23 protein-coding genes, 1 tRNA gene and 1 pseudogene are annotated in these 24,566 nt (G+C 69.3%); 11 read left to right on the top strand and 14 right to left on the bottom strand.

Features of this window, described 5'->3' with window-relative positions; genetic code table 11:
• Positions 1-64 precede the first annotated feature (64 nt).
• From AC1RUS_RS22225 to AC1RUS_RS22215, 3 genes are all read left to right on the top strand, one after another.
• Positions 65-1,618, top strand: a complete 1,554-nt coding sequence (locus AC1RUS_RS22225; RefSeq protein ID WP_492918799.1) for an OpgD/OpgG family glucan biosynthesis protein — start codon at positions 65-67, stop codon at positions 1,616-1,618.
• Between the two features lie 55 nt (positions 1,619-1,673).
• Entirely contained in the window at positions 1,674-3,656 is a 1,983-nt protein-coding gene (gene mdoH, locus AC1RUS_RS22220) for a glucans biosynthesis glucosyltransferase MdoH (protein WP_492918798.1), read from the top strand.
• Between the two features lie 17 nt (positions 3,657-3,673).
• Positions 3,674-3,757: transfer RNA gene (locus AC1RUS_RS22215), tRNA-Leu, on the top strand.
• 4 nt (positions 3,758-3,761) lie between these two features.
• Here AC1RUS_RS22215 and AC1RUS_RS22210 read toward each other — a convergent pair.
• Complete coding sequence (locus AC1RUS_RS22210) at positions 3,762-4,529, bottom strand: competence/damage-inducible protein A (RefSeq protein ID WP_492918797.1); 768 nt, start codon at positions 4,527-4,529, stop codon at positions 3,762-3,764.
• Positions 4,530-4,581: 52 nt separating this feature from the next.
• On the opposite strand from AC1RUS_RS22210, the pseudogene sfsA reads away from it, so the two are divergent.
• The 6 genes and pseudogenes from sfsA (at position 4,582) to AC1RUS_RS22180 (ending at position 9,764) form a co-directional block, all read left to right on the top strand.
• Positions 4,582-5,303: pseudogene (gene sfsA / locus AC1RUS_RS22205) on the top strand (DNA/RNA nuclease SfsA).
• Between the two features lie 59 nt (positions 5,304-5,362).
• Positions 5,363-5,752, top strand: coding sequence for a hypothetical protein (locus AC1RUS_RS22200; protein ID WP_492918796.1), 390 nt, complete (start codon positions 5,363-5,365; stop codon positions 5,750-5,752).
• A gap of 151 nt (positions 5,753-5,903) precedes the next feature.
• Complete coding sequence (gene map, locus AC1RUS_RS22195) at positions 5,904-6,734, top strand: type I methionyl aminopeptidase (RefSeq protein WP_492918795.1); 831 nt, start codon at positions 5,904-5,906, stop codon at positions 6,732-6,734.
• A 77-nt stretch (positions 6,735-6,811) separates the two neighbouring features.
• Complete coding sequence (locus tag AC1RUS_RS22190) at positions 6,812-7,636, top strand: class I SAM-dependent methyltransferase (protein WP_492918794.1); 825 nt, start codon at positions 6,812-6,814, stop codon at positions 7,634-7,636.
• 75 nt (positions 7,637-7,711) lie between these two features.
• Positions 7,712-8,440, top strand: a complete 729-nt coding sequence (radC, locus tag AC1RUS_RS22185; RefSeq protein WP_492918793.1) for a RadC family protein — start codon at positions 7,712-7,714, stop codon at positions 8,438-8,440.
• An 85-nt stretch (positions 8,441-8,525) separates the two neighbouring features.
• On the top strand, positions 8,526-9,764 hold the full coding sequence (locus AC1RUS_RS22180) for a dipeptidase (RefSeq protein WP_492918792.1): 1,239 nt from the start codon (positions 8,526-8,528) through the stop codon (positions 9,762-9,764).
• A 111-nt stretch (positions 9,765-9,875) separates the two neighbouring features.
• Here AC1RUS_RS22180 and msrQ read toward each other — a convergent pair whose 3' ends face one another.
• Complete coding sequence (msrQ, locus tag AC1RUS_RS22175; RefSeq protein WP_492918791.1) at positions 9,876-10,484, bottom strand: protein-methionine-sulfoxide reductase heme-binding subunit MsrQ; 609 nt, start codon at positions 10,482-10,484, stop codon at positions 9,876-9,878.
• Positions 10,484-11,404, bottom strand: coding sequence for a protein-methionine-sulfoxide reductase catalytic subunit MsrP (gene msrP / locus AC1RUS_RS22170; RefSeq protein ID WP_492918790.1), 921 nt, complete (start codon positions 11,402-11,404; stop codon positions 10,484-10,486). Before msrP ends, msrQ begins: the two co-directional genes overlap by 1 nt.
• 165 nt (positions 11,405-11,569) lie before the next feature.
• Between msrP and AC1RUS_RS22165 the strand changes: the two genes are divergently transcribed.
• Entirely contained in the window at positions 11,570-12,670 is a 1,101-nt protein-coding gene (locus tag AC1RUS_RS22165) for a tetratricopeptide repeat protein (RefSeq protein ID WP_492918789.1), read from the top strand.
• A gap of 2 nt (positions 12,671-12,672) precedes the next feature.
• Here the strand turns inward: AC1RUS_RS22165 and AC1RUS_RS22160 are convergent, their stop codons facing one another.
• From AC1RUS_RS22160 to AC1RUS_RS22130, 7 genes are read right to left on the bottom strand one after another with little or no spacing between them, the layout of a single operon-like run.
• Entirely contained in the window at positions 12,673-13,269 is a 597-nt protein-coding gene (locus AC1RUS_RS22160) for a periplasmic heavy metal sensor (protein WP_492918788.1), read from the bottom strand.
• Positions 13,266-13,691, bottom strand: a complete 426-nt coding sequence (locus AC1RUS_RS22155) for a hypothetical protein (protein ID WP_492918787.1) — start codon at positions 13,689-13,691, stop codon at positions 13,266-13,268. The genes AC1RUS_RS22160 and AC1RUS_RS22155 overlap by 4 nt, the downstream gene beginning before the upstream one ends.
• Before the next feature lie 13 nt (positions 13,692-13,704).
• Positions 13,705-14,265, bottom strand: a complete 561-nt coding sequence (locus AC1RUS_RS22150; RefSeq protein WP_492918786.1) for an RNA polymerase sigma factor — start codon at positions 14,263-14,265, stop codon at positions 13,705-13,707.
• A gap of 30 nt (positions 14,266-14,295) precedes the next feature.
• Entirely contained in the window at positions 14,296-14,727 is a 432-nt protein-coding gene (locus tag AC1RUS_RS22145; RefSeq protein WP_492918785.1) for an EF-hand domain-containing protein, read from the bottom strand.
• 51 nt (positions 14,728-14,778) lie between these two features.
• Positions 14,779-15,204, bottom strand: a complete 426-nt coding sequence (locus AC1RUS_RS22140) for a type II toxin-antitoxin system VapC family toxin (RefSeq protein WP_492918784.1) — start codon at positions 15,202-15,204, stop codon at positions 14,779-14,781.
• Positions 15,204-15,425, bottom strand: a complete 222-nt coding sequence (gene vapB / locus AC1RUS_RS22135) for a type II toxin-antitoxin system VapB family antitoxin (RefSeq protein ID WP_492918783.1) — start codon at positions 15,423-15,425, stop codon at positions 15,204-15,206. Before vapB ends, AC1RUS_RS22140 begins: the two co-directional genes overlap by 1 nt.
• 58 nt (positions 15,426-15,483) lie before the next feature.
• Positions 15,484-18,366 carry a bifunctional [glutamine synthetase] adenylyltransferase/[glutamine synthetase]-adenylyl-L-tyrosine phosphorylase gene (locus AC1RUS_RS22130; RefSeq protein WP_492918867.1) on the bottom strand — a complete coding sequence of 961 codons (2,883 nt, stop codon included), beginning with the start codon at positions 18,364-18,366 and terminating at the stop codon, positions 15,484-15,486.
• Between the two features lie 126 nt (positions 18,367-18,492).
• Here AC1RUS_RS22130 and AC1RUS_RS22125 point away from each other — a divergent pair, with 126 nt between their 5' ends.
• Positions 18,493-19,371, top strand: coding sequence for a M56 family metallopeptidase (locus AC1RUS_RS22125; protein ID WP_492918782.1), 879 nt, complete (start codon positions 18,493-18,495; stop codon positions 19,369-19,371).
• Here AC1RUS_RS22125 and AC1RUS_RS22120 read toward each other — a convergent pair.
• The 4 genes from AC1RUS_RS22120 to AC1RUS_RS22105 form a co-directional block, all read right to left on the bottom strand.
• On the bottom strand, positions 19,341-20,570 hold the full coding sequence (locus tag AC1RUS_RS22120; protein WP_492918781.1) for an FAD-dependent oxidoreductase: 1,230 nt from the start codon (positions 20,568-20,570) through the stop codon (positions 19,341-19,343). The genes AC1RUS_RS22125 and AC1RUS_RS22120 overlap by 31 nt on opposite strands.
• Positions 20,571-20,689: 119 nt before the next feature.
• On the bottom strand, positions 20,690-22,096 hold the full coding sequence (locus tag AC1RUS_RS22115) for a sensor histidine kinase (RefSeq protein ID WP_492918780.1): 1,407 nt from the start codon (positions 22,094-22,096) through the stop codon (positions 20,690-20,692).
• A gap of 31 nt (positions 22,097-22,127) precedes the next feature.
• On the bottom strand, positions 22,128-22,799 hold the full coding sequence (locus tag AC1RUS_RS22110; RefSeq protein ID WP_492918779.1) for a response regulator transcription factor: 672 nt from the start codon (positions 22,797-22,799) through the stop codon (positions 22,128-22,130).
• 182 nt (positions 22,800-22,981) lie between these two features.
• Positions 22,982-24,550, bottom strand: coding sequence for a trypsin-like peptidase domain-containing protein (locus tag AC1RUS_RS22105; protein WP_492918778.1), 1,569 nt, complete (start codon positions 24,548-24,550; stop codon positions 22,982-22,984).
• Between the last annotated feature and the right edge of the window lie 16 nt (positions 24,551-24,566).

Raw genomic sequence — 24,566 nt, 5'->3', positions numbered from 1 at the left:
GCGCGGCTTCGGGCGTTAGGCTTGCAGTGCGTCCTCCCCAGACGCTTCCCATCTCGAGGTATCCTTGCCGACGCTTGATCGCCGGGCGGCCCTGATGCTGCTGGCCGCGGGCGCCATGCCCCCCGTCGGGGCGCGGGCCCAGACATCTGACGCCTTCTCGTTCGAGACGGTCCGGGCGCGCGCCCGCGACCTGGCCGGACGCGCCTATGTCGCCTCGCCCGCGCCGCCCGCCCAGGTGGAGGCGATGGACTACGAGGCCGTCCACGCCGTGGGCTTCTATCGCGAGAAGATCCCACTGTGGGGCGACGACTGGGGGATCGAGCTGTTCCCCCTCAGCCGCGGAGCGCCGCGCGCGGTCGCCATCCACCTGGTCGAGAACGGCTTGGCCCGCCCCCTGGCCTACGACCCGACGATGTTCTCCTCGCCGGCGGACAGTCCGATCCGGGCCCTCCCGGCCGACGCCGGCTTCGCGGGGTTTCGGGCCATCAGCCGCGACGATCGGGGCGAGTGGCTGGTGTTCCAGGGCGCGTCCTATTTCCGCTCGCCCTCGCCGTTCGGCCAGTACGGCCTGTCGGCGCGCGGCGTCGCGGCCGACACCTACGCCGTTCAGCCGGAGGAATTTCCCGACTTCCGCGAGGTGTGGCTGGAGCGCGACGGCGCCGGACGCCTGGTCGTCAACGCCCTGATGGAGAGCCCGGGGATGGTCGGGGCGTTTCGCTTCGTCAACACCCGCCGGGGCCTGGAGCTGGCGCAGGACGTCGAGGCCGCCGTCTATTTCCGCCGGGCCTTCGACCAGATCGGCTTCGCGCCCCTGACCAGCATGTTCTGGTACGGCGAGGATCGCGCGATCCGAGGGCCGGACTGGCGACCCGAGGTCCACGATTCCGATGGCCTGGCCATCTGGAACGGCGCCGGCGAGCGCCTGTGGCGACCGCTGACCAATCCCGGCCGCGTAGTGACCAGCACCTTCGCCGACGACAATCCGCGCGGCTTTGGCCTGATCCAGCGCGACCGCGACTTCGACCACTATCACGACGAGCAGGCGCACATGGATCGCCGGCCCAGCGTCTGGGTCGAGCCCGTCGGCGCCTGGGGCAAGGGCTCGATCCGCCTGGTCGAAATCCCCACCGCCAACGAGACCAACGACAACATCGTCGCCTTCTGGACCCCAGAGGCGCCGGTCAAGGCCGGGACCGCGATCGACCTGCGCTACCGGCTATCCTGGACGCGGGACGCGCCGCCGGTCCAGGCGCAAGGCGCGGAACTCGCCCACGTGGTCGCCACCCGCTCGGGCGCGCCCGGCGAACCCGGCCGCGACGGCGCGGCGCCCGGCAGCCGCAAGATCGATGTCGAGTTCCGGGGCGGGAACCTGCTGGCCCTGCGCGCCGCCATCGACATCCAGGCCGACGTGACCGCTCGCAACGGCCAGATCAGGCTGCTGTCGCACTATCCGGGCGCCCGGCACGAAACCGGCCCCGAGGCCCTGTGGCGCGTGACCTTCGACGTCGCGCCAGATGGTCAGGAACCGGTCGATGTGCGCGTCGTGCTGCGCCAAAACGGGCGCCCGATCAGCGAAACCTGGACCGCCCTGATTTTCCCCGCGACCGGAGGGAACTAGTCGCGCCGCCACGCCTTAGAGGCCACGGTTTCAGTGCTGTAACAGGACCGATACTTTGGTCACCAGAGTTCAACGCGCTTCGTCCCGTCTCGCTGAACTCGCTCCCCCGCCCCCAGATCGCGACACAATTCCGCCGGATTGTCCGATAGCGATGCCGGCCCAGCGCCTGGGCGTGGCGCCGATCCCAAGACCGATCCGGTCGAGCCGCCGCCTGCGCCGTCGCGTGGCGCTGGTCGGCGTCACCTTGGTCCTGACCCTGGCCGCGACGCTGGTCATTTTGCAGGCCTTCGCCGTCGATCGCCTGACCCCGCTCGAATGGATCGAGCTGCCGCTGTTCGCCAGCCTGTTCGCGTGGACGGCCTTCTCATTCGCCTCGGCGTTCGCCGGCTTCGTCGCGCTGTGGCGCGAAGGGCCCGCGCCGCGCCGTCTCGGACCGCCGCCGTTCCTTACTCGCCGCAACGCCATCCTAGCTCCGGTTTACAACGAGGCCGTCGGCCCGGTGTTCGCGCGCCTCGAAGCCATGCTGGAGTCGATCCAGGCGGTCGGCGCGGCGGAGCATTTCGATCTCTTCGTGCTCAGCGACACCCGCGTGGCCGCCATCGCCGCCGACGAGCGGGCCGCCTACGACCAACTGCGCGCCCGCTTCGGCGGCCGCGTCCGGGTCTATTATCGCCGCCGCGCCGAGAACACCGATCGCAAGGCCGGCAACATCGCCGACTGGGTCCGGCGCTTCGGCGGGGCCTACGCGCACATGGTGGTGCTGGACGCCGACAGCCTGATGACCGGCGAGACCCTGACGCGCCTGGCCGCCGCCATGGAGCGATCGCCCGGCGTCGGCTTGATCCAGACCGTGCCGACCATCGTCAACGGCCGCACCCTGTTCGCCCGCATCGAACAATTCGCCAGCCGCCTGTACGGCCCGATGTTCGCGCGCGGTCTGGAATGGTGGAGCGGTGCGGAGTCCAGCTACTGGGGGCACAATGCGATCATCCGGGTGCGCGCCTTCGCCGAGCAGGCCGGCCTGCCGCATCTGCGCGGACCGCGTCCGTTCGGCGGCGCGATCATGAGCCACGACTTCGTCGAGGCGGCCCTGCTGCGCCGCGCCGGCTGGCAGGTGCGCCTGGCGCCCGACCTGGGTGGCAGCTACGAGGAAGGCCCGCCCACCCTGATCGACCAGATCGTCCGCGATCGCCGCTGGTGCCAGGGCAACCTGCAGCACATCGGCGTGGTGGCCGCCCGGGGCCTGCACCCCGTCAGCCGCTTCCATCTGCTACGTGGCTTTTCCACCTACCTGACCGCGCCGCTGTGGCTGGCCCTGCTGACGATCGGCCTGCTGCTGGCCGCCTTTCCGACCCTGGGCGGCGCGGCCCAGGCCACGGCCTCGGCCTTCCTGGAGCCGAAGCTCTGGGGCGTGTTCGGCCTGTCGCTGGCCTTCCTGATCGTTCCCAAGCTGCTGGCCTGGGGCGCGGCGCTGCGCCAGGGCCGCGCCGAGGGCTTCGGCGGCGCCCGAACGGCGCTGGCCGGGGTCGCCCTGGAGACCCTGGTCTCTAGCCTGATCGCGCCGGTGATCCTGTTCGCTCAGACCCGCGCCGTGCTGGAAGTGCTCAGCGGCCGCGACTCCGGCTGGGCGGCCCAGCGCCGGTGTGTCGACGGCCTGCCGCTGGGCGAGGCGCTGCGGCGGCATCGGACGGAACTGGCGTTCGGCTTGATGCTGGTCGTCATCAGCCTGGCCTTCGAGCCCGCCGCCTTCGCCTGGGTCGCGACGCCGGCCCTGGCCCTGACCTTCGCCTTCCTGATCTCGGCCTGGACGGCCCGCGACGCCGGAACCGGGACGCTGCTGATCACGCCGGAGATGACAAGCCCGCCGCGTCTGCTGCTGCGCGCCCGCCAGGGCGACGACCGTGACAGCCCGCCGGCGCAGACCCCCGCTCGCCGCCGGTCCCGATCGTCGGGCGGCGGCTATTTCGAGCCGGCGCTCGCCGCCGACGCTAATCGTTTCGCCCGCCGCCCCCTCGACGCGGAAACAGGGCTCGCGTAAGGGCATTCGCCTACCTTGGGGACGTGGCGGAATGGTAGACGCGCCGGACTTAAAATCCGTTGGAGCAATCCGTGTGGGTTCGAGTCCCACCGTCCCTACCAAGCCTTAGGCCTCGGGCGTGATCCGCTCGATATTGGCCGCGCCGGCTTCGGTGAGCGCCGCCACCAGCTCCTCGATCGCCGCGTCGACCTCGGCCGGATCGCGACCGCGCACGACCAGGTTGGCGCCGTAGACGTCGGGCGGGCTGAAGAACGGATAGCTGCCCAGCGACATGTCCGGATGGGCCTTGGCCACCGCTTCCAGCGGCGCCGCGATCGTGCCTTCGCCCGTGCCGGTGACGCGGACGGTCTTGCTGATCACCACCGCCCCGGTGCGCAGGCGCGGTCCGACGTCGTCGAGCATGCCGCGCATGATCGCCGGCACCCCGGCCAGCACGAAAACATTCTCTTTCTGAAAGCCCGGCGGGCCCTGCACCGGGTTCTTCACCAGCGAGCCGCCTTCGGGCACGTGGGCCATGCGACGGCGGGCGGCGTTGGGCTCGCCCCAGCGCTCGCGCAGCATGGCCATGATCTCGGGATGCTCGGGCGCGGTGACGCCGAACGCCTTGGCCACCGAGTCGGCGGTGATGTCGTCGTGGGTCGGACCGATGCCGCCGGTGGTGATCAGGTAGTCGTACTTGGTCCGCAGGTGGTTCACCGCGTCGACGATCTCGTCCTCGATGTCGGGCACCACACGGGCCTCGGCGAGGTCGACGCCGTAGGTGGCCAGATATTTGGCGATGGCGTTGAGGTTCACGTCCTGGGTGCGGCCCGACAGGATCTCGTCGCCGATGATCAGAACCGCCGCCGTCACGCGTTCACCGCTGGCCGTCATCGCGTCGCTCCCTTACATCCGTCGTCACTGCTTGATCCGACTTAGGGCCCGCATGCTTCTCCCGCAACCGCTCGTTCGCGGCCGTCTGGTCCAACGCTACAAGCGCTTCTTCGCCGACATGGTGCTGGACGACGGCCGAGAGATCACCGCCCACTGCCCCAATCCCGGCGCGATGCTGGGCGTCAACCTGCCCGGCCAGGGCGCCTGGGTGTCTTGGTCGGACGATCCCAAGCGCAAGCTGCCCTGGACCCTACAGTTGGTGGAGGCCGGCGGCGGACTGGTCGGGGTCAACACGATGCTGCCCAACAAGCTGGTCGCCGAGGCCCTGGCGACGGGCGCCATCCCCGAACTGGCCGGCTACGCGACCGTGCGCCCCGAGGTGAAATACGCCGAGGCCAGCCGGGTCGACTTCCTGCTGGCCGGGCCGGACCGCCCGCCGTGCTGGCTGGAGGTCAAGAACGTGCATTTGTCGAGAACGGCGGGCCTGGCGGAGTTTCCCGACTGCGTGGCGGCGCGCTCGACGCGACACCTCGCGGACCTGGCGGCGCAGGTCGCGGCGCGGGACCGCGCGGTGGCGCTGTTCGTGGTTCAGCGCGAGGACTGCGAGAGCTTCAAGGCTTGCGCGGATCTGGATCCGGCCTTCGCGCGAGGCCTGCGGTTGGCGTCGCAGGCCGGCGTAGAGGTGCTGGTCTATGCGTGCGAGGTCGGGACCGATCAGATCAAGCTGAAGCGTCGGATCGATTGGCGGCCAACGCCCACATGACAGCGATTTAAGCTGCAATCGGCTCGCATCTCGCTAACCCTCCCCGCCGAACCTTGGGGATCGTTCGATCATGAAGCTCTCGACCGCGGCGGCGTTCAGTCTCGCCCTGGCCCTGTCCGCCTGCAGCCCCGGCGCGAACGGCAAGGAGAGCGGAATGATGACCGCCCTGCGCGCCGTCTTCGCGTTCAAGGCCTGCACCTCCAAGCTGGAAGATCAGTTCAAGCTGGGGCCGATCAACAGTGTCAGCTCATCCGACATGGACCCCGTCGCGACCGGCAAGCCGGGCGAGTGGGACGTGAAGTTCACCGCCGACGTCACCGAGAAGGATTCGGGCCGGGTCACCCGCTACAAGGGCGTCTGCCATGTGCGGCGCGACACGCCCACGACGCTGGAAGCCACGTCGCTGGGCGAGATCAAGGCCGCCACCCACGCCGGAGAGGTGCGCCGCACGCGCTCCTGACGGCGAAAGTCTTCATCGCAACCCAGGCGGCGGTTGAACTTTCATGCTATAGTCGCGACATAAGTCCCGACATTCGCCTGTCGCGCCGCCTCCCCCCGGGCGCGACGCCCGCTCCCCCCGGGTCATCGGCGATCTGACATTCGAGTACGCCATGACCCTGGACGACCTGCAAGAGATCGAAGCCGAGACCCGTACGGGCGCGATCAAGATCCACAAGCCGGCCGATTTCGAAGGCATGCGCGCCGCCGGCAAGTTGGCCGCCGAGTGCCTGGACATGCTGATCCCGCACGTCGTGCCCGGCGTGTCGTCGGACCATCTGGACACCCTGGCCCGCGAGTTCATCCTCGACCACAAGGCCCTGCCGGCCTGCCTGTACTATCGCGGCTATCCCAAGACGGTCTGCATCTCGCGCAACCACGTGGTCTGCCACGGCATCCCGGGCGACTGGAACCTGCGCGAGGGCGACATCGTCAATATCGACGTGACCGTGATCGTCGACGGCTGGCACGGCGACACCTCGCGGATGTACGGCGTCGGCGAAGTGGGCCCCCGCGCCCGTCGCCTGGTCGAGATCACCTATGAAGGCATGGCGCGCGGCCTGGCCGCGGTGAAGCCGGGCGCGACCCTGGGCGACATCGGCCACGCCATCCAGTCCTATGTCGAGGCGCAGCGCTGCTCGGTGGTGCGCGACTTCTGCGGCCACGGCCTGGGCAAGGTGTTCCACGACGCCCCCAACATCCTGCACTTCGGCCGTCCGGGCCAAGGCGCGGTGCTGAAGCCGGGCATGTTCTTCACCGTCGAGCCGATGGTGAACCTGGGCAAGCCGGCCGTGAAGGTGCTGGGCGACGGCTGGACCGCCGTGACCCGCGACAAGTCGCTGTCGGCCCAGTGCGAGCACTCGATCGGCGTGACGGAAGACGGCTACGAGATCTTCACCGCCTCGCCCGCCGGCCTGTTCCAGCCCGCGATCCTGGGCGCCTGAGCAGCCGATCTTTCCGATGGTCTGACCTGGATTCGATAACGTAGGTTGCGCGCAACCTTGCCGATCGGAAACAGTCCATGAGCGCGCGTCTCACCCAGAACGACACCGAGATCTCGATCGACGGCCTGTTCTACACCTCGGTGCTGCACCATCTGCACACCAAGGCCGAGCCGCATTCCTACTTCGAGATCGGCACGTTGCACGGCGAGACCCTGCGGTTGTCGCGCTGTCGGTCTGTGGCCGTGGACCCGATCTTCCAGCTGTCGCCCGAGGTGAAGATCGACCCGTCGCGCGTCACGCTGCGGGAGCTCACCAGCGACGACTATTTCGCGCGCCACAGCCCGCGCCGCGACCTGGGCCGCAAGATTGACCTGGCCTTCCTGGACGGCATGCACGAGTTCCCGTTCCTGCTGCGCGACTTCATCAACACCGAGAAGCACTGCGCCCGCAACGCGATCGTGGTCATGCACGACTGCATCCCGCTGGACGTCCACATGACCCGCCCGCACCGCGAGGTCGACGTCGACAAGCCCAGCAACCATCCGGGCTACTGGGCCGGCGACGTGTGGAAGATCATCCCCGTCCTGCGCCAGTATCGACCCGACCTGCAGGTCCACTGCCTGGACGCCCGCCCCACGGGCCTGACCATCGTGCGCAACCTCGACCCGACCAACACCGTCCTGCAGGACCGCTACGACGAGATCCTGCGCGACTGGGAGGCGCTGGTGCTGGACGACTACGGCATGCCCAAGCTGTTCGAGGTCGCCCGGATCGAGTCCGCCGACGCCTGGCCTCAGCGGATCAAGCCGATGCACTTCCATCCGCTGCGGCGCCTGGGCGAGATCGTGCAGCCGCGCCGGCGCCTGCAAAAGGCCATGACCGCCCTGGGTCTCGCCAACTGACGGCCAGCGCGCCTCGGCGCTCTAGACAACCATCGATTGTTAAGGCCAAGCTCTCGCCTCTGACTCGGGGGCGGTATGGTCAGCGCGAGAACTCTGGGCTTGTCCGACGCGGCGCCGGCCAAGCTGACGGCGGCGTCGCATCACATGGGCCATCGCGAGCGGCTGCGCGCCCGGGCCAAGGCCGGCGGGCTGGTGGCCTTGCCCGACTATGAACTGCTGGAGCTGTATCTCTTCCGCACCTTCGCGCGCGGCGACGTCAAGCCGCTGGCCAAGGCGCTGCTGGCGCGGTTCGGCTCGTTCGGCGCGGTGATCGGCGCCAGCATCGAGGAGCTGAAGACCGTGCCCGGCGTCGGCGAGTCCGCCGCCATCGACATCAAGCTGCTGCACGAGGCCGCCATGCGGGCCGGGCGCGACAAGATCGCCAAGCGGCCGGTGATCTCGTCGTGGAGCGCCCTGCTAGGCTATGTGCGTGTCGCCCTGGCCAACGAGCCCCGCGAACAATTTCGGGTGCTGTTCCTGGACAAGAAGAACCAACTGATCGCCGACGAGATCATGAACCACGGCACGGTCGACCACGCCCCGGTCTACCCGCGTGAGGTGATGCGCCGGGCGCTGGAGCTGTCGAGCAGCAACATCATCCTGCTGCACAACCACCCCAGCGGCGATCCCAACCCGTCACGCCCCGACATCGACATGACCAAGCAGATCGTCGAAGCCGGCCGCGCGCTGAAGATCAACGTCCACGACCATCTGGTGGTGGGGCGCGAGGGCGTGGCCAGCTTCAAGGCGCTGGGGTTGTTCTGACGGCCCCGTGGCCGCTTCGCCTTGACGCCTCTCGTCGCATCCGTGAGCGTGGCCGTTCCCAGTCGCGTGAGTCCCCGGAGCCTCGATGCCCAATCGCCTGCTGACCGTCCTGCTCGGCTCCGCCGCCCTGCTCGCCTCCGCCGCCGCCCATGCCGCGACGCCGCCCGCGCCCAAGCCGGCCGTGTCGAAGGCCGATCTGGCGGCGCACATGAAGATGCTGACCCTGGACACCCACCTGGACACGCCCGAGCACTTCGCGCGGCCGGGCTGGAGCATGATGGAGGGCCACGCGGTCACCCTGGACGGCAGCCAGGTGGACCTGCCGCGCATGAAGGCCGGCGGCCTGGATGGCGGGTTCTTCGTGATCTACACCGGCCAGGGCGACCTGACCGCCGAGGGCTATCGCTTCGCCCGCGACTTCGCCCTCAAGCGCGCCGTCGACATCCGTGAGATGGTCGCCGCCCACCCCGACGCCTTCGAGCTGGCCTTCACGCCGGAAGACGCCGTGCGCATCAATAAGGCCGGCAAGATCTTCGCCTTCCAGAGCATCGAGAACAGCTGGCCGATGGGTGAGGACCTCACCCTGATGCAGACCTTCTACGCGGCCGGAGTGCGGATGGCCGGCCCGGTCCACTTCCGCAACAACCAGTTCGCCGACAGCTCGACCGATCCCAAGGGGAAGATCTGGAACGGCTTCTCGCCGCTGGGCCTGCGCTGGATCGCCGAGGCCAACCGCCTGGGCATCCTGATCGACGTCAGCCACGCCTCCGACGACGTGGTCGACCAGGCCGTGGCCCTGTCGAAGTCGCCGGTGATCGCCTCGCACTCGGGCGCGCGGGCGGTGTCGGACCATCCGCGCAATCTCGACGACAAACATATCAAGACCATCGCCGACGGCGGCGGCGCGATCTGCATCAACTCGGTCTACCTGGTCCCCTCGAAGTCCACGCCCGAGCGTGACGCGGCGCTGAAGACCCTGGGCCGCCCGCCGCGCGACGAGGCCAGCCAGACCGACGTCGTGGCCTGGACCGCAAAGCGCGTGGCGATCGACAAGCAGTATCCGCCGGTCCGCGCCAACTTCGACATCTACATGGCCAGCATGCTGCACACCCTGAAGATCGCCGGCCCGCAGCATGTCTGCGTCGGCGCGGACTGGGACGGCGGCGGCGGCGTCGAGGGCCTGGAGGACGTGGCCGACCTGCCCAAGATCACCGCCCGCCTGAAGGCCGAGGGCTATAGCGACGCCGACATCGAGGCGATCTGGAGCGGCAACGTGCTGCGGCTGATCGGGCAGGCGCAGGCGTATGCGAAGTCGCTGAAATAAGCCCTTCCCCCTTGATGGGGGAGGGTTGGGTGGGGGTGATAGGGCGCTTGCCAGTTGAACCGCCGCGTCACCCCCATCCCCAACCCTTCCCCCATCAAGGGGGAAGGGAGTTTAGCGCTTAGCCCGATCCCAAACCCGCCAACCCATCAGCGCCGCGAAAACCGCCGCATAGACCAGCGGCGGCCGGTGGTCGGCCTTCACCAGCAGATAGTAGTGGGCCACGCCCAGCGGCGCGATCAGGTAGATCAGCCAGTGCAGCCGCTGCCACGCCGTCCGGCCCATGCGGATGACCCAGCCGTTGGTCGAGGTCACCGCCAGCGGGATCAGCAGCACGAAGCCCAGCATGCCCAGGGTAATGAAGGGCCGCTTGAGGATGTCCTTCCACAGCTGGCCGACGTCGAAATAGAGATCGACGCCGACATAGCTGAAGAGGTGCAGCACGATATAGGCGAAGGCGAACAGCCCCACCGTGCGCCGAAAGCGCACCAGCCGCGGCTGCCTGAAGATCCGCGCCGCCGGCGTGATGGCCAGGCCGACGAGCAGCAGCCGCAGGCCCCAGACGCCCAGCTGGCGGATCAGCGCCTCGATCGGATTGGCGCCCAGATCGCCGTTGAAGCCCTTCCACGCCAGCCAGGCCAGGGGCGCGAAACAGGCCAGCCAGACCAGGGCGTAGACAAGGTTGTCGCGCGCCTTCGACGGGCGCTTCTTCGCCGACGCCATCAGTAGAACTTCTTCAGGTCCATGCCGCGATAGAGATTGGCGACATACTCGCCATAGCCGTTGAACGGCAGGGTCTCGCGGCGGCGAAACTCGCCGATGCGACGCTCGGTGGCCTGCGACCAGCGAGGATGGTCCACGGCCGGATTGACGTTGGAATAGAAGCCGTACTCGCGCGGCGCCAGCTTGTTCCACGCCGTGGCCGGCTGCGTCTCGGTCAGGGTGATGCGCACGATCGACTTGATGCCCTTGAAGCCATATTTCCACGGCACCACCAGCCGCAGGGGCGCGCCGTTCTGGTTGGGCAGGGTCTCGCCATACAGGCCCACCGCCAGCAGGGTCAGGGGATGGGTCGCCTCGTCGATCCGCAGGCCCTCGCGGTACGGAAAATCGAGCAGCTGGTCGCGCTGGCCCGGCATTTCCGAGGGCCGCATCAGGGTCTCGAAGGCGACGTACTTAGCCTTGGAGGTCGGCTTGACCGAGGCGATCAGGTCCTTCAGCGGGAAGCCGACCCAGGGGATCACCATCGACCAGCCCTCGACGCAGCGCATGCGATAGATGCGCTCCTCCAGCTTGTTGGCCTTGGTCAGCTCGTCGATGCCGACCGTGCGCGGCGCCTCGCAGGCGCCGTCGATGCGCACCGTCCAGGGCCGGGTCTTCAGCTGGCCGGCGTTCTCGGCCGGATCGCCCTTGTCGGCGCCGAACTCATAGAAGTTGTTGTAGCCCGTGATGTCGTCCTTGGACGTGGCCTTCTCGGTGGTCGAGAAGCCCTTCGCATAGCTGAGCGGCGCGGCGCCGGCCGCTCCGGCCAGACCGCCCAGGCCCAAGCCCGCCGCCGCGCCCAGGAACGCGCGCCGGCGCAGATACAGCCCGTGACCGGTGACGTCGTTCTCGGTCAGGTCAGGGGCGTGGCGGATCAGCATGGCGGTCTCCGGAAAGCGGTCTCGCGTGAAGATACGCACGGGCTTGGCGAATGGTTACGCGGAAAAGGATGTTTTGGCCGGTAGACAGATCGTAGCCTGTCCATTGACAGCGAACCTTGTTTTCTGCCCCAACCCAAGGGCGCATCGGGGGAGCAGAGTCGGGCCGTGAGTTCGAAAACGTCAACAGCCGCGCTCTTCGCCGCCGCCGTCGCCTCGCATGAGAACGGCCGCCCGCGCCAGGCCCTGGACGGCTATCGCAAGATCGCGCGGGCTGACCCTCGCAACCTCGCCGTCCTGTTGCGGATGGGCGTGCTGCAAACGCAGTTCGGCCAGCTGGAAGAGGCCGAGCGGACCTTGCGACGGGCCGTAAGCCTCGCCCCCGACGCCGCGCCGATGCGCCAGGCGCTGTCGCTGGCGGTGCTGGCCCTGGGCCAGTACGAGGAGGGCTGGAAGCTCTACGAGTCCCGGCACCAGATCCCGTCGATGGCGCTGCCCACCGCGGACGCCTTTCCGTTCCCGCGCTGGCGCGGCGACGACCTGAAGGGCAAGCGCATCGCCATCTTCCCCGAGCAGGGCCTGGGCGACCAGATGCAGTTCGCCCGCTTCATCCCCGCCCTGCTGGCCGCCGGCGCCGAGGTGGTGGCGCTGGTGTCACCCACCCTGGTTCCGCTGCTCGCCCACAGCTTCCCCGACGCCAAGGTCCTGGCCGCCGCTGGATCGGTGGACTTCCCAGACCCGGACTACTGGACCGTCATCGGCGCCCTGGCCGGCGACCTGGGAGCGACGCTCGCGGCCCTGCCCGCCGAGCCCTATCTGAGGACGGCGTCGAAATGGCCGCTGCTTCCGCCGGGCTTCAAGATCGGCGTGCAGCTGAAGGGCAATCCCAAGCACTCCAACGATCGCAAGCGCTCGCTGCCGCCCGAGGCCATGGCCCGGCTGCGCGCCAGCTTGCCCGGACAGGTGATCGGCCTGGACCCGGCCGAAAGCGGCGCCAAGGACTTTGCCGAGACCGCCGCCTTGGTCCAGCAACTGGATCTGGTCATCTCCGTCGACACCTCGGTGGCCCATCTGGTCGGGGCCATGGGTCGTCCGGGCTATGTGCTGCTGCCGTCGTTCGGGACCGACTGGCGCTGGCTGCAGGACCGCGAGGATTCGCCCTGGTATCCCAGCCTCAAGCTCTATCGCCAGGGCTCCAGGGACGCCGATTGGAACCCGACGATCGACCGCCTGATCCGCGACGTCCAGGCCCTGGTCGCCGCCCGCTAGGCTCAGCGCGGGACGGCGTTCAGGCGCGGACGCGGCGCATAGACCCGGGCCAGACCGTCCGACAGCGCCGCCCGCTCCTCGGGCGACAGGCTGGCGGCGTAGTTGGCCACGGCGGTCTCGACATTGCCCCGCGCCTGCACGTCCAGGGCCCGCGCGGCCGCCAGGCGCTTGGCTGTCTCGGCCGGATCATAGGTCTTGGACTTCATCGCCTCCAGAGCCGCCTGCCGCTCGCCGCGCGCCTGGCGCACGAGGGGCTGGTTGCGCTTGTTGGCCTCCCGCAGAGCCAGGCGCAGCGCCTTGCGGCTGTCCTGCGACAGGCCCTGGCCAGCGGTCCAGAGCGCCGGACGCGCAGCCTTCTCACTGTCAGCCGGGGTCGCCACGGCGGGCGAACGCGGCGGCGGCGAGGGGCGTTGCGGATCGGGCTCGGACGAGGCCTGCGCGGGCGGCGCGGCATAGACCAACTCCGGCGCCGGAGCGATGGCCGCCGGCGGCGGGGCGGACTGGCGCACCCACAGGACGCCGGCCACGCCGCCGACCAGGAACACGTTCAGCGCCGCCGAGACGATCAGGCCGATCAGCAGCGGACGGGAAAGGGTCATAGGGCGGCGGGCTCCTCGAGGGCCTCGGAAAGATCGGTGGTGAAGTCGGCGGCGATCACGGTCTCGTGGCCGCGCTCGACGCCTTCACCCTGCCCCACGGCCACGCCGACGGCGACGCCGGCCATGGCCGCGACACCCAGGCCCAAGGCCGCGCCGAGGGCCGCGATCCAGCGCCGGGCCGAGCCGGCCGGCTGGGGCGCGGCGGCGATCAGGCGTCCCAGCAGGGCGGCGTTCACCGCCCCGGCCGGCGCCAGATCCAGCAGACGGTCCAGATGCGCCGCCTCGGCCAGAATCGGACCCAGGGTCTCGGGATCGGCGGCCAGCGACGCGCGAGCGTCCTCGCGGCAGGCCTCGGGCCAGCGCGCGACGTCGCCGCCGTGGATTTCGGCCAGCTGCGCGAACCGTTCGACGGTCATGGTCATGCCTCGACCTCCATCATCGTCCTTGCCCCCGCAGATCGGCCAGCGACGCCTTCAACGCCCTTCTGCCCCGTCCCAGGAGACTTTCCAGCGCCTCGACGCTGATCTCCATCAAGGCGGCGGCTTCGATATTGCCCAAACCCTGGTGATGGCACAGCACGATGGCCTCGCGCTGGCGCTCCGGCAAAGCCGCCAGCGCCGCCTCGACCCGTTTGGACAGGTCGGCGCCGATCAGGCCGGCGTCCGGCGCGGGACCGGTGTCGACCTGCTCCGGCGGCTCGGCGGTCGCCACCTCGCGGCGGCGGCGCAGGCGGTCGTAGCAGAGGTTCAGCGCCACGCGGTGCAGCCAGGTGTCGAACTTCGCCCCGCCCGGCCGCCAAGACCGCGCCTGCTTCCAGGCCCGCAGGAACGTCTCCTGCGCAACGTCCTCGGCCTCGCCAGCGTCGTTCAGCATGCGCCGCGCCAGGGCCAGAACGCGCGGCAGGCGTCGGTCCAGCAGCTGACGCACGGCGGTCGGGTCGCCCCGGCCCACCCCCGTCAGCAGAGCCTCGTCGGGATCGCTCCCCTCGGCCGCCAAACCTCACCTCGCCGCGCGCGGACACATCAATCAGATCCCGACCTTCGCCTTGCCGGCGCCGGTCTTCAACTCCGCCATCGTCAGGGCGCCGTCATTGTCGGCGTCCATGCGCTTGAAGCGATTAGCCAGGAAGCCGTCCAGCTCGGCCTTCGACAGGAAACCGTCGTTGTCGGCGTCGACCTTCGACCACATCCGGCCGGCCATCCTGCCCTTGCCTTTGACGGGCGCGGCGGCGTCATCGGCCTTGGGTTTGCGCATCGCCTCGAACTCGGCCTTCGACAGCTTGCCGTCCTTGTCCGTGTCGAGACGGGCCAGCATCTGGGCGCCGCGACCGGCCTGGAACTCCGACAACGTGACCTTGCCGTCGCCATCGGCGTCGAGCGCGGCCGCGCCCTTGGTCTGGGCCAGGCTGGGGCCGGCGATCATGGCGACCGCGCTGGCGATCAGTGCGTATTTGAACATGTGACCTAAGTCTCCGAGCGTGTGAAAGCCCGTCCCATGTTCGATTGAACGTCAGTCCTCGTGAAATCCGTCGGCGACCGGAAACCAGGTTTCGCAGCGTAGCCCGTCGACCCGACCAAACTCCCGCATATTGCCTGTCACGACGATCAAACCGCGCGACCGCGCATGGCCGGCGATCAGAGAGTCATGCGGCCCGATCTTTCGCCCGATGCGCTCGAGAGCGAAGCGGATATCGGCCGCGTGCTCCGCCGCCAAGGCGTCGAAAGGCAGTACTTTCACGCGCGCCGCGAACCAGTCCACCTTCTGCCGGTGCTGCTCCGGGCGCATCGACTTTGCCGCCCCGACCAGAAGTTCGGTCAAAGTGATGGTGGAGATGTGAAGCGTATCCCCGTGCAGACTGAATTTGTCGTTCAGTTCGGGCGTGCGGTCTCGCAGCACTCTTATGCAGAGGTCCGTATCGAGCATATAGCCCGACATCAAAACTCCTCGCGCTTTTCCGCTGGCAGCTGCGGCGGCCGTTCGATGTCGATCCCGGGCTCGGCGAAGAAATCATCCCAGGACGAGTCGGCCGGCACGATCACGCGGCGATTGCCTTCCTTGATGATCTTCACTTCCTTCACATGGTCGGGGAAGGCGACGTCCTTGGGCAGGCGCAGGGCCTGGGTCTTGTTGGAGAGGAAAAGGGTCGTTCGCGTCATGGCGACCTCCTTGGGATATACGCAATGTATATCCCAAGCCGCGTTTCGGAAAGCCGGTTCAGCCCTGCGCCTTGACGATCGTCTCGAACGCCGCCCGCGCTTCGACCTTCGCCTTGGTCAGCTTGGTTTTCAGCGAGCGGAACTCGCGCACATGCCCCGCCCGCGCCAGCAAGGCCTTGAAGGCCTTGGGCTCGGCCTCGGGATCGCCGCCGTCCTCCAGCGCCACCTTGATCAGCTGGGACAGATCCTGCTCCAACCGCCAGGCGATCTCCAGTGACGCCAGGGCCGCGTCGTCGGCCAGGCCCGCCTTGCGCAGAGCCGCCAGCGCCTCGCCGGTGTTCTGGGCCAGCGGCCCGCCGTCGGCGGCGTGCTTGAGCTGCAGGAACTGGGCGACGAACTCGATGTCGACCAGGCCGCCGGGGGTCAGCTTCAGGTCCCAGACGCCCTTGCCGGGCCGCTCCTGCTCCATCAGCTCGCGCATCTCAAGCACGTCGAGTGCGGTCTTCACCGGGTCGCGCGCCCGGCGCAGGGCCGCCTCGATGGCGGCCTCGGCGCGGGCCTGGAAGGCCGGCGAGCTGGCCCACATCACCCGGGCGCGGGTCATGGCCAGCAGCTCCCAGGTCTCGGCCTCGCGCTCGTAATAGTCCTCGAAGGCTGCGAAGCTGACCGCCACCGGCCCCTTGGCGCCCGAGGGCCGCAGCTTCATGTCGACCTCGTAGAGGCCGCCCTCGCTGGTCGGCGCCGACAGGGCCGAGATCAGGCGTTGGGTGAAGCGGGCGTAGAAGCTGTCGGCGCTCCAGCTCTTGATCGACGACATGGCGACAGGGTCATCGGCCGCATAGAGCGTCATCAGGTCGAGGTCCGACTTGGCCGTCATCTCGCGCGAGCCGGCCTTGCCCAGCGCCACCACCGCAACCTCGCCGGGGAAGTCGCCGCCCAGGCGCACGGTTTCGGCCAGGGCCGCCGGAGCCAGCCCGCCAACGATCAGGTCGCCGAGCCCTGCGAAGGCCGCGCCGACGTCTCGGGCGCCGGCGGTGCCGCTCATCACCCGCACGCCGATGCGGAAGCTCTGGTCGCGGAACAGGCGGCGAGCGGCGTCCATCGCGCCCTCGAAATCGGCCGGGTCCCATGGCGCGATCTCGGGCACGTCCATGGGTCCGAAGAAGGCCGGATCCAGCAGGGCGTCCAGGGCCGTCGGCCGCCGCGCCAGGGTGGCGGCCAGACGCGGGGCGAAGGCCATGACCTCGACGATCAGCTCGAACAGACGCGGCTGAGCCAGGAACAGCGACTGGATCTGCACGCCTGAACTCAGGCTGGCGAAGAAGTCTGCGAAGCGGTTGAAGGCGGTGTCCGGCGCGCCCGTGGCGTTGGCCGCGTCCAGCAGGCGCGGGGCCAGGCGGGTGAAGAGCTCGCGGCCCCGCTCGGTGCGGGTGGCGGCGATGTGGCCGTGGTGCCAGCCGCGGATGGTGGCCGCCACGCGCTCGGGCGACGAGAAGCCCATGCGCTTGAGAGTCGCCAGCGTCTCCGGATCGTCCTCGACGCCGGTGAAGACCAGGCTGCCGAACCGCGAGGACAGCTCCTCCTCGCCCGCAAACAGCCGGCCGTAGCGGACATTGACGCCCTTGAGGATCTTGCCGACGGCGGCGTCGAAGCTGCGCAGGTTGTCGTGGCTCCACAGCGCCGCGACCTTCTTCCGGTCGGCGTCGGACTCCGGCAGCTTGTGGGTCTGCTCGTCGGCGATCATCTGGGCCCGGTGCTCCAGGGCCCGCAGGTCCTGATAGGCCTTGGACAGCCAGCCGGCGTCCTCGGGCGTGACGTGGCCAGCGGCCGACAGCGCAAACAGCGCGTCCAGGGTGCGGGGACCGCGCAGATCGTTCTGCCGGCCGCCCAGGATCAGCTGCTGGGTCTGAACGAAGAACTCGATCTCGCGAATGCCGCCGCGTCCCAGCTTCAGGTCGGCGCCCTTGGCGGTCAGGCGGTCGTCGACCTTGTAGGTGTGGATCTGGCGCTTGATCGAGTGGATGTCGGCGATGGCCGCGAAATCCAGGTTGCGCCGCCAGATGAAGGGCTGCAGCTCGGCCAGGAACGCCTCGCCCTCGGCCAGGTCGCCGGCCGCGATCCGGGCCTTGATGTGGGCGGCGCGCTCCCAGTTCTGGCCGACGGTCTCGTAGTATTCGAGCGCGGCGTCGACCGGCATGGCCGGCGGGGTCGAGGACGGGTCGGGCCGCAGCCGCAGGTCGATGCGGAACACGTAGCCGTCGGCGGTGCGCTCCTGCAGGATGCGGCCCAGATGATTGGCGATGCGCACCGCCACGCCCTGCGGCTCGACGCCCTCGGCGACCGGCAGCTTCTCGGGCGCGTAGAAGATCGAGAAATCGATGTCGCTGGAATAGTTCAGCTCGAACGCGCCGTGCTTGCCCATGGCGATGCAGAACAGGCCCGGCGCGGGTCCCGCCGCGTCGTCGCCGATGCGGGTCAGGGCGCCGCGATCGACCTCCTGCCGCACCGCCTGGGCCAGGGCGGCGCGCAGCGAGGCGTCGGCGAAGCGGGTCAGGGCGCCGGTCACCGCGTCCAGGTCCCAGACGCCGCCCAGGTCGCAGAGGGCGGTCAGCAGGTGCAGGTCGGCCTTCAGTTCGCGCAGCGCGCGGCGGGCAGTCTCAAAGTCCGGTTCGGCGGCGACGGCGTCGGTGGCGGCCAGGATCGTCGCCAGGCGCTCCACCGGATCGGCCTCGAGGATGGACGGCAGGCGAACCGCGTCGCGCCGCGCAAGACCGGTCAGATAGGGCGAGGCGGCGAACACCGGGGCCAGGGCGGCCCACGCCGCGTCGACGGTCGAGGCCGCCTCCCCCGCCTTGCGCAGGATCGCCTCGTGCGCCCGTTCGGCGGCCTTGGGATCGACGACGGGGCCGCAGGGGGTCAGGCGTTCGAGCAGGCGAGTCATGGCCCGCACCGTGACGCGATGGGCGTGCAGGAGCAAGACGCACGCTTGACGCGCGATATTACACTTGTAACCATAGCCACATCGAAGCTGGCCACGCGCCGGACGACGCCAGGAGGGAAGGCGACGATGATCGAACTGCTGGTCCTAGCGCTGACGCGGATGCAGATCGCCGCCGCCTGCGGCGTGGTCGCGGTCCTGCTGCTGCGCCTGCCCGTCCGCAAGCTGTTCGGGCCGCGTCTGGCCTATGGCCTGTGGACCATCGTGCCGACGGCGGCGGTGGCCAGCGTCTTCCCCAGCCGGGCCGAGACCCTCGCGATGGGCGCGCCGACCGCGCCCCTGGCGCTGGGCCTGGCGCTGACGGCGCTGGCGGTCTGGCTGGCCGGCGCGGCGATCTTCGCCGGCCTGATGCTGTGGCAGGAGCGCGCCTTCCGGCGTCGCGCCGATCGGGGCGAGGTCGGGCCCGCGGTGATGGGCGCCCTTTGGCCGCGTCTGGTGCTGCCCGCCGATTTCGAGACCCGCTTCACCGCCCGCGAACGCGCCCTGATCCTGCTGCACGAGCGCACCCACATCCAGCGCGGCGACCCGATCGCCAACCTGATCGTCGCCGGCTGCCGGGTGGCGGGCTGGTGCAATCCGCTGATCCATGTCGGCGCGGCTTTCGCCCGCATCGACCAGGAGCTGGCCTGCGACGCCACCGTGCTGGCCCTGAAGGACAATATCCGCGGCGACTATGCGAGGGCGCTGTTGAAGGTCTCGACGTCTGGCCTCGCCTCGCCCCTGGCCTGTGGCTGGGGCACGCATCCGCTGGTGCTGCGCGTCGGCTTCTTGGGCCGAATCGAGCCTAGCCGCCGACGCGAGATCGCCGGCTTCCTGGTCCTCACCGCCCTGGCCGTGGCGACCTTCGCCGGCGTCTGGGGCGTGGCGCCGCGCGGCTTCGACCCGCTGGCCATGGCGCCCGACGCCATCCTCGCCGATCAGTTCGCCCCGGTCTGGGCCCGGCCGTAGAGGCTGGCGATCGCGGCGATGGCCGCCTCGGCCTCCTTGCGGTCGGCCGTCTCGTTGTCGTCGTTATAGCCCCAGCCTTCCGTCTCGCCGACATACTGCACGACGATGCCGTCGTGGCGCGGCAGCACCGAGACGTGCTTGTAATAGACGCCGTAATTGACCTCCGGCTGCGGGATCAGCCAGGCGATCTGACCCCGCACCGGGACGATGCTCTCGTCCTTCCACAGCGCCCGCGCGCCATAGCCGGTGCAGTTGACCACCACCTTCTGCTTCAAAACCGAGAGATCGGCCGGCGTGTTGAAGGTCATGGTCTCGATCCTGCCGCCTGCCAGCAGGAAGTCGGTGGTCAGCAGATGGGCGTATTCGGCGACGTTGAACTGCATCGACGAGCCGCGCCGCGCATAGCGGGTCGGGAACGGATGTTGGCCCGGCTCAAGAGTCATGGAGCGAGGCGTGATGTCGCGCACGCGATCGGCGTAGTTGACGAATTGCACGCTGTTCGGATCGGAGGGCCCGTCGCTGGTCAAGCCTCCTGGACTGTCGAACAGGGTGTAGCGGTCGGTCCACAGCACCGGATCGCCGGCCAGGCCGACATAGGTCTGATAGGCCTTGTAGGAGGTGCGGCACATCTCCTCCCACAGCGCCTCGAACCCCGGGGCGGTCGCGCCCTCGGCGGCGATGCGGCTGTCGGGCGACCAAGTGCCGGTGGCGCGGGCCGAGCGGGTGTAGGGCGTGCGCTCGCTGGCGTAGATGGTGACATTGGCCCCGGCCCGGCGCAGCAGGGTCGCCGTGGTCAGGCCCAGGGCCCCACAGCCGATCACCGCGATGTCGGTCTCGCCGGTCGACAGCGCGTTCTTGGTCGCGATGGTCCCCGAGCCCCACGACAGCGACCAGCCGCTGCCCCCGTGGCCATAGTTGTGGACCACGGTCTTGTCGCCGACCGTCTCGACGTCCAGGCGCGGCCCGGCCTTGCGGAACGGACGCAGGCAGACGGTGATCTTGGAGATGCGGTCCGGCTTCATGCGGAACGGCGCCAGGGGCGGCACGACGTCGAATGTCGCAAGGCCGTTGGAAGACGTAACCAGTCCCGGCCGCGCGATCTGGCCCGGCGCACAACCGGCCAAGCCCATCACGCCCAGACCGCCCAAGCCCGCCAACAGACGCCGCCGGTTCGTCCTCGCGTCGATCTCGAAAGTCATGCCGGCCTCGCGCTCCGCTCTGTCGAGCCAAAGCTTGGCCCAAGGCGTTGACCGGTTCGACCCGTCTTGGATCGACCGTCCACAGCTAGCGTCGCGTCGCCCCCAGAACGGGCGCCGGGCTATTCCACCCGAGGCAGCACCAGCGCCACGCGCAGGCCCGGGCCCATGCCGTTGTATTCGCCGGGGCCCTCGGCCAGCTCCAGCCGGCCGCCGTGCGAGGCCGCCACGGCCTGGACCAGGGACAGACCCAGGCCCGCGCCCGGCTCGCTGCGGCTGTTCTCCAGGCGCACGAAGCGCTGGACGACGCGGGCGCGGTCTTCTTCCGGCACGCCGGGGCCGGTGTCGGTGACCGAGAACTCCAGTTCGCCGGACGAGCGGCGGCGAGCCCGCAGCATGATCGCCCCGCCCGAGGGCGTATATTTGATGGCGTTGTCGAGGATGTTGGCCAGGGCCTGGGCGATGAACTCGCGATTGCCCTTGATGTTCAGGGCCGGGGTGATCTCGGCCTTGAAGTCCAGGCCCTTGTCCTCGCACGACAGCTCGTAGAGCTCGGCCATGTCGGTGGCCAGTTCCGAGGAGTCGAAGGTCTTCTGGTCGGGGGCCTGGCCGGCGGCCTGCAGGCGGGCGATGGCCAGAACCGCGTTGAAGGTCTTCAGCACGCCGTCGGCGTCGAGCAGGGCCGTCTCCAGCGCCGCCACGGGATCGCCCTTGCCGTTCTCGGCGTCGATCAGGGCCACCTCCATGCGGGCGCGCAGACGGGTCAGGGGCGAGCGCAGGTCGTGGGCGATGGCGTCGCCGGCGTGGCGCAGGCCGCCCATCAGCCGCTCGATGCGGTCGAGCATGTCGTTGAGGCCTTCGGCCAGCTCGTCATACTCGTCCTTGGCGCCGCGCACCTTGGCGCGGGCGTGCAGGTCTCCGGCCTGGACGGCGGTGACCAGGTCGACCAGACCCTGCATGGAGCGCGAGACGTTGCGGCTGATCAGGACGCCGCCGGCCAGGCCCAGGATGATGACCAGGGCGCCCGCGCCCCACAGGGCCCGGACGATCTTGCGGACATAGCCCTCGGAGGCGGCCACGTCGGCGCCGACGAACAGCACCTCGCCGCCCATCAGGCGCTCCTGCACCCCGCGCGCGGCGTTCTTGACCTCGGCGCCGTCCAGGTCGGTCTCGGTGACCTTGAAGCTGGCCCAGCTGGGGCCGTCGCCCTTGAAGTCGTCCAGCGGCGAGACCTCGATCGAACCCGAGATCCTCTTGCCGGTCTTGTCGGCCAGGAAATACAGGAACGGCCGCTCGCCGGTGGCGCGCTCGACGATCGTCTGGTTCAGCGCGTTGACGCCGCCCTGGCGATAGGCGGCCTCCAGGCTCTCCATCTCGCGGCTGATCTCGGCGTCGGCGCGGCGGTTCACCTCGCCGGCCGTGGCCACGTAGATATAGCCCAGGAACGCGCTGGCGGCCGCCGCGAACAGCGCCAGAAACAGCAGCGTCAGCCGGAAGGGCGTGGTGCGGAGAAGGCGCGGCAGACGCATGGCGGGTACCGGCGGCGAACCGCCCTAGCTCCTAGGGATCGAGCCGGTAGCCGGCGCCGCGCACCGTCTGCAGCATCGGACGATCGAAGCCCTTGTCGATCTTGCTGCGCAGGCGCGAGATGTGGACGTCGATGACGTTGGTCTGCGGGTCGAAGTGGTATTCCCACACCTTCTCCAGCAGCATGGTGCGGGTCACCGACTGGCCGGCGTGGCGCATCATGAATTCCAGCAGCTGGAATTCGCGGGGCTGCAGGTCGATCTCCTTGCCCTGGCGATGGACCGTGCGGTTGATCAGGTTCATCTCGAGCTCGCCGACCTTCAGGGTCGTGGCCACGGCGCCGGTCTCGCGACGGCGCGACAGGGCCTCGACGCGGGCCATGAGCTCGGGAAAGGCGTAGGGCTTGACCAGATAGTCGTCGGCTCCGGCCTTCAGGCCCACGACGCGGTCGCCCACCTCGCCCAGGGCCGACAGGAACAGCACCGGGGTGTTGTCGCCCTCGCGGCGCAGGGTCTCGACCACCTCGACGCCGTCCTTCTTGGGCATCATGCGGTCGACGATCAGCACGTCGAAGCCGCCCTTGCCGGCTTCGGTCAGGCCGGCCTCGCCGTCGGGCGCCTGCACGCATTCATAGCCGGCCTCGGTCAGGCCATGCGCCATGGCGGCGGACGCCTCGAGATCGTCTTCGATAATCAGAATACGCATCAGCAACCCCTCATGCGCCGGACGGACAGAGAAACGACGTTCTCCCGATTCTGTCCTCTAGCGCGATAGAGCTGATCGATAGCGGTTTTGAGTTCGGCCGTCCCTTAAACCTTGGACAGATACGAAAAGTCCCGCCCCGGAAGCTCCGGAGCGGGACTGATCTTGCGCAAAGGCGCCGTGTGTTACGGCGCGATCTTCAGCGGCACGAACACCGGGCGGCCCTGACGGACCACCTTGGCCAGCACGCTGGTGCGGCCGCCGGCCTTGGCCGAGGCGACGGCGGCGCTGACCTCGCCGGTGGTGGTGACGCTCACGCCGTTGACGCTGGAGAGCACGTCGCCCTTCACCAGGCCCTTCTCGCCCGCGTCGCTGTCGGCCTTCACGCCGGCGATCAGCAGGCCGCGCACGTCCGGCTCGATCTTGTAGGTCGTGCGGGCGGCGGCATCGAGGGTCTGCAGGGTCAGGCCCAGGGCTTCGAACTTCTGGGTCTGCGGCTTGTCCGGGGTGGCGGGCGAGCCGTCGTCATTGTCGTTGTCGCCCGAGTTCAGGGCGTCCTCGGCCGGGCGGACGCCCGACTTGATCTCGACGATGCGGGGCTTGCCGCCGCGCAGGATCGACAGCTTGATGCCCTGACCCGGCTGGGCCTTGGCTACTTCGCGGGTCAGTTCCGAGCCGCTCTTGACCGCGACGCCGTTCACCGAGGTGACGATGTCCTCGGGCAGCAGGCCGCCCTTCTGGCCCGGACCGCCCGCCACCAGTTCGGCGATGATCACGCCCTTGGTGCCGGCCAGGCCCTGGGCCTCGGCCATCTCTTCGTTGAAGTCCTGGATCTGGGCGCCGATGTAGCCGCGCACGATCTTGCCGTTGGCGATCAGCTGCTTGGCGGTGTTCTCGGCGACGTCCGCCGGGATGGCGAAGCCGATGCCGACCGAACCGCCCGTCGGCGAGAAGATCGCCGTGTTGACGCCGATCACGCGGCCATAGATGTCGAACGACGGACCGCCCGAGTTGCCCCGGTTGATCGGCGCGTCGATCTGGATGTAGTCGACGAAGCGCGAGGAGCTGTCGCCCAGGTCGCGGTTATAGGCCGAGATGATGCCGGCCGTGGCGGTGCCGCCCAGTCCGAACGGGTTGCCGATGGTGATCACCCAGTCGCCGACGCGCGGCTTGGCCTGGTTCTCGAAGTTCACATACGGGAAGTCGGCGCCCTTGGCCTTGGGATCGATGACCTTGATCACCGCCAGGTCGGTGCCTTCGTCGCGGCCGACCACAGTGGCCTTCAACTCGCGGCCGTCCTTCATGACGACCTTGATCTCGTCGGCGTCGGCCACGACGTGGTTGTTGGTGACGATATAGCCGTCGGCCGAGATGAAGAAGCCCGAGCCCGAGGACTGCTGCTTGGGCGCGGCGGGCGCTTCCTCCTCGCCTTCGGCGCCCGGCTTCTGGCCGCGCGGCACGATGTCGAAGCCTTCCAGGCCCGGGATGCGCAGGCGCGACTGGACGCTGGCCTTGGACGTCACGTCGATCTGGACGACAGCCGGAGAGACCTTCTCGAAGATGTCGGCGAACGACATAGGCGCGCCGGGCGGCGGCGCGAAGGCCGGCGCGCCCTCGGTGGCGACGCGGGTGATGGCGGGGGTCTCGGCCGCGCCGGCCGTCCCCATGCGCATGCCCGCCCCGGCCAGAGCGGCGGCGGCGACGCCGGCGCCCGCGATGGCCCCAACAACAAAACCCGACTTCCTAGCGGTCATCTCTTGTCTTTCCTCA

This window comes from Caulobacter sp. GW821-FHT10F06 (genome assembly GCF_058809215.1).
Note: the sequence above shows the minus strand (reverse complement) of the source record. Positions and strands in the feature narration are given on the sequence as shown.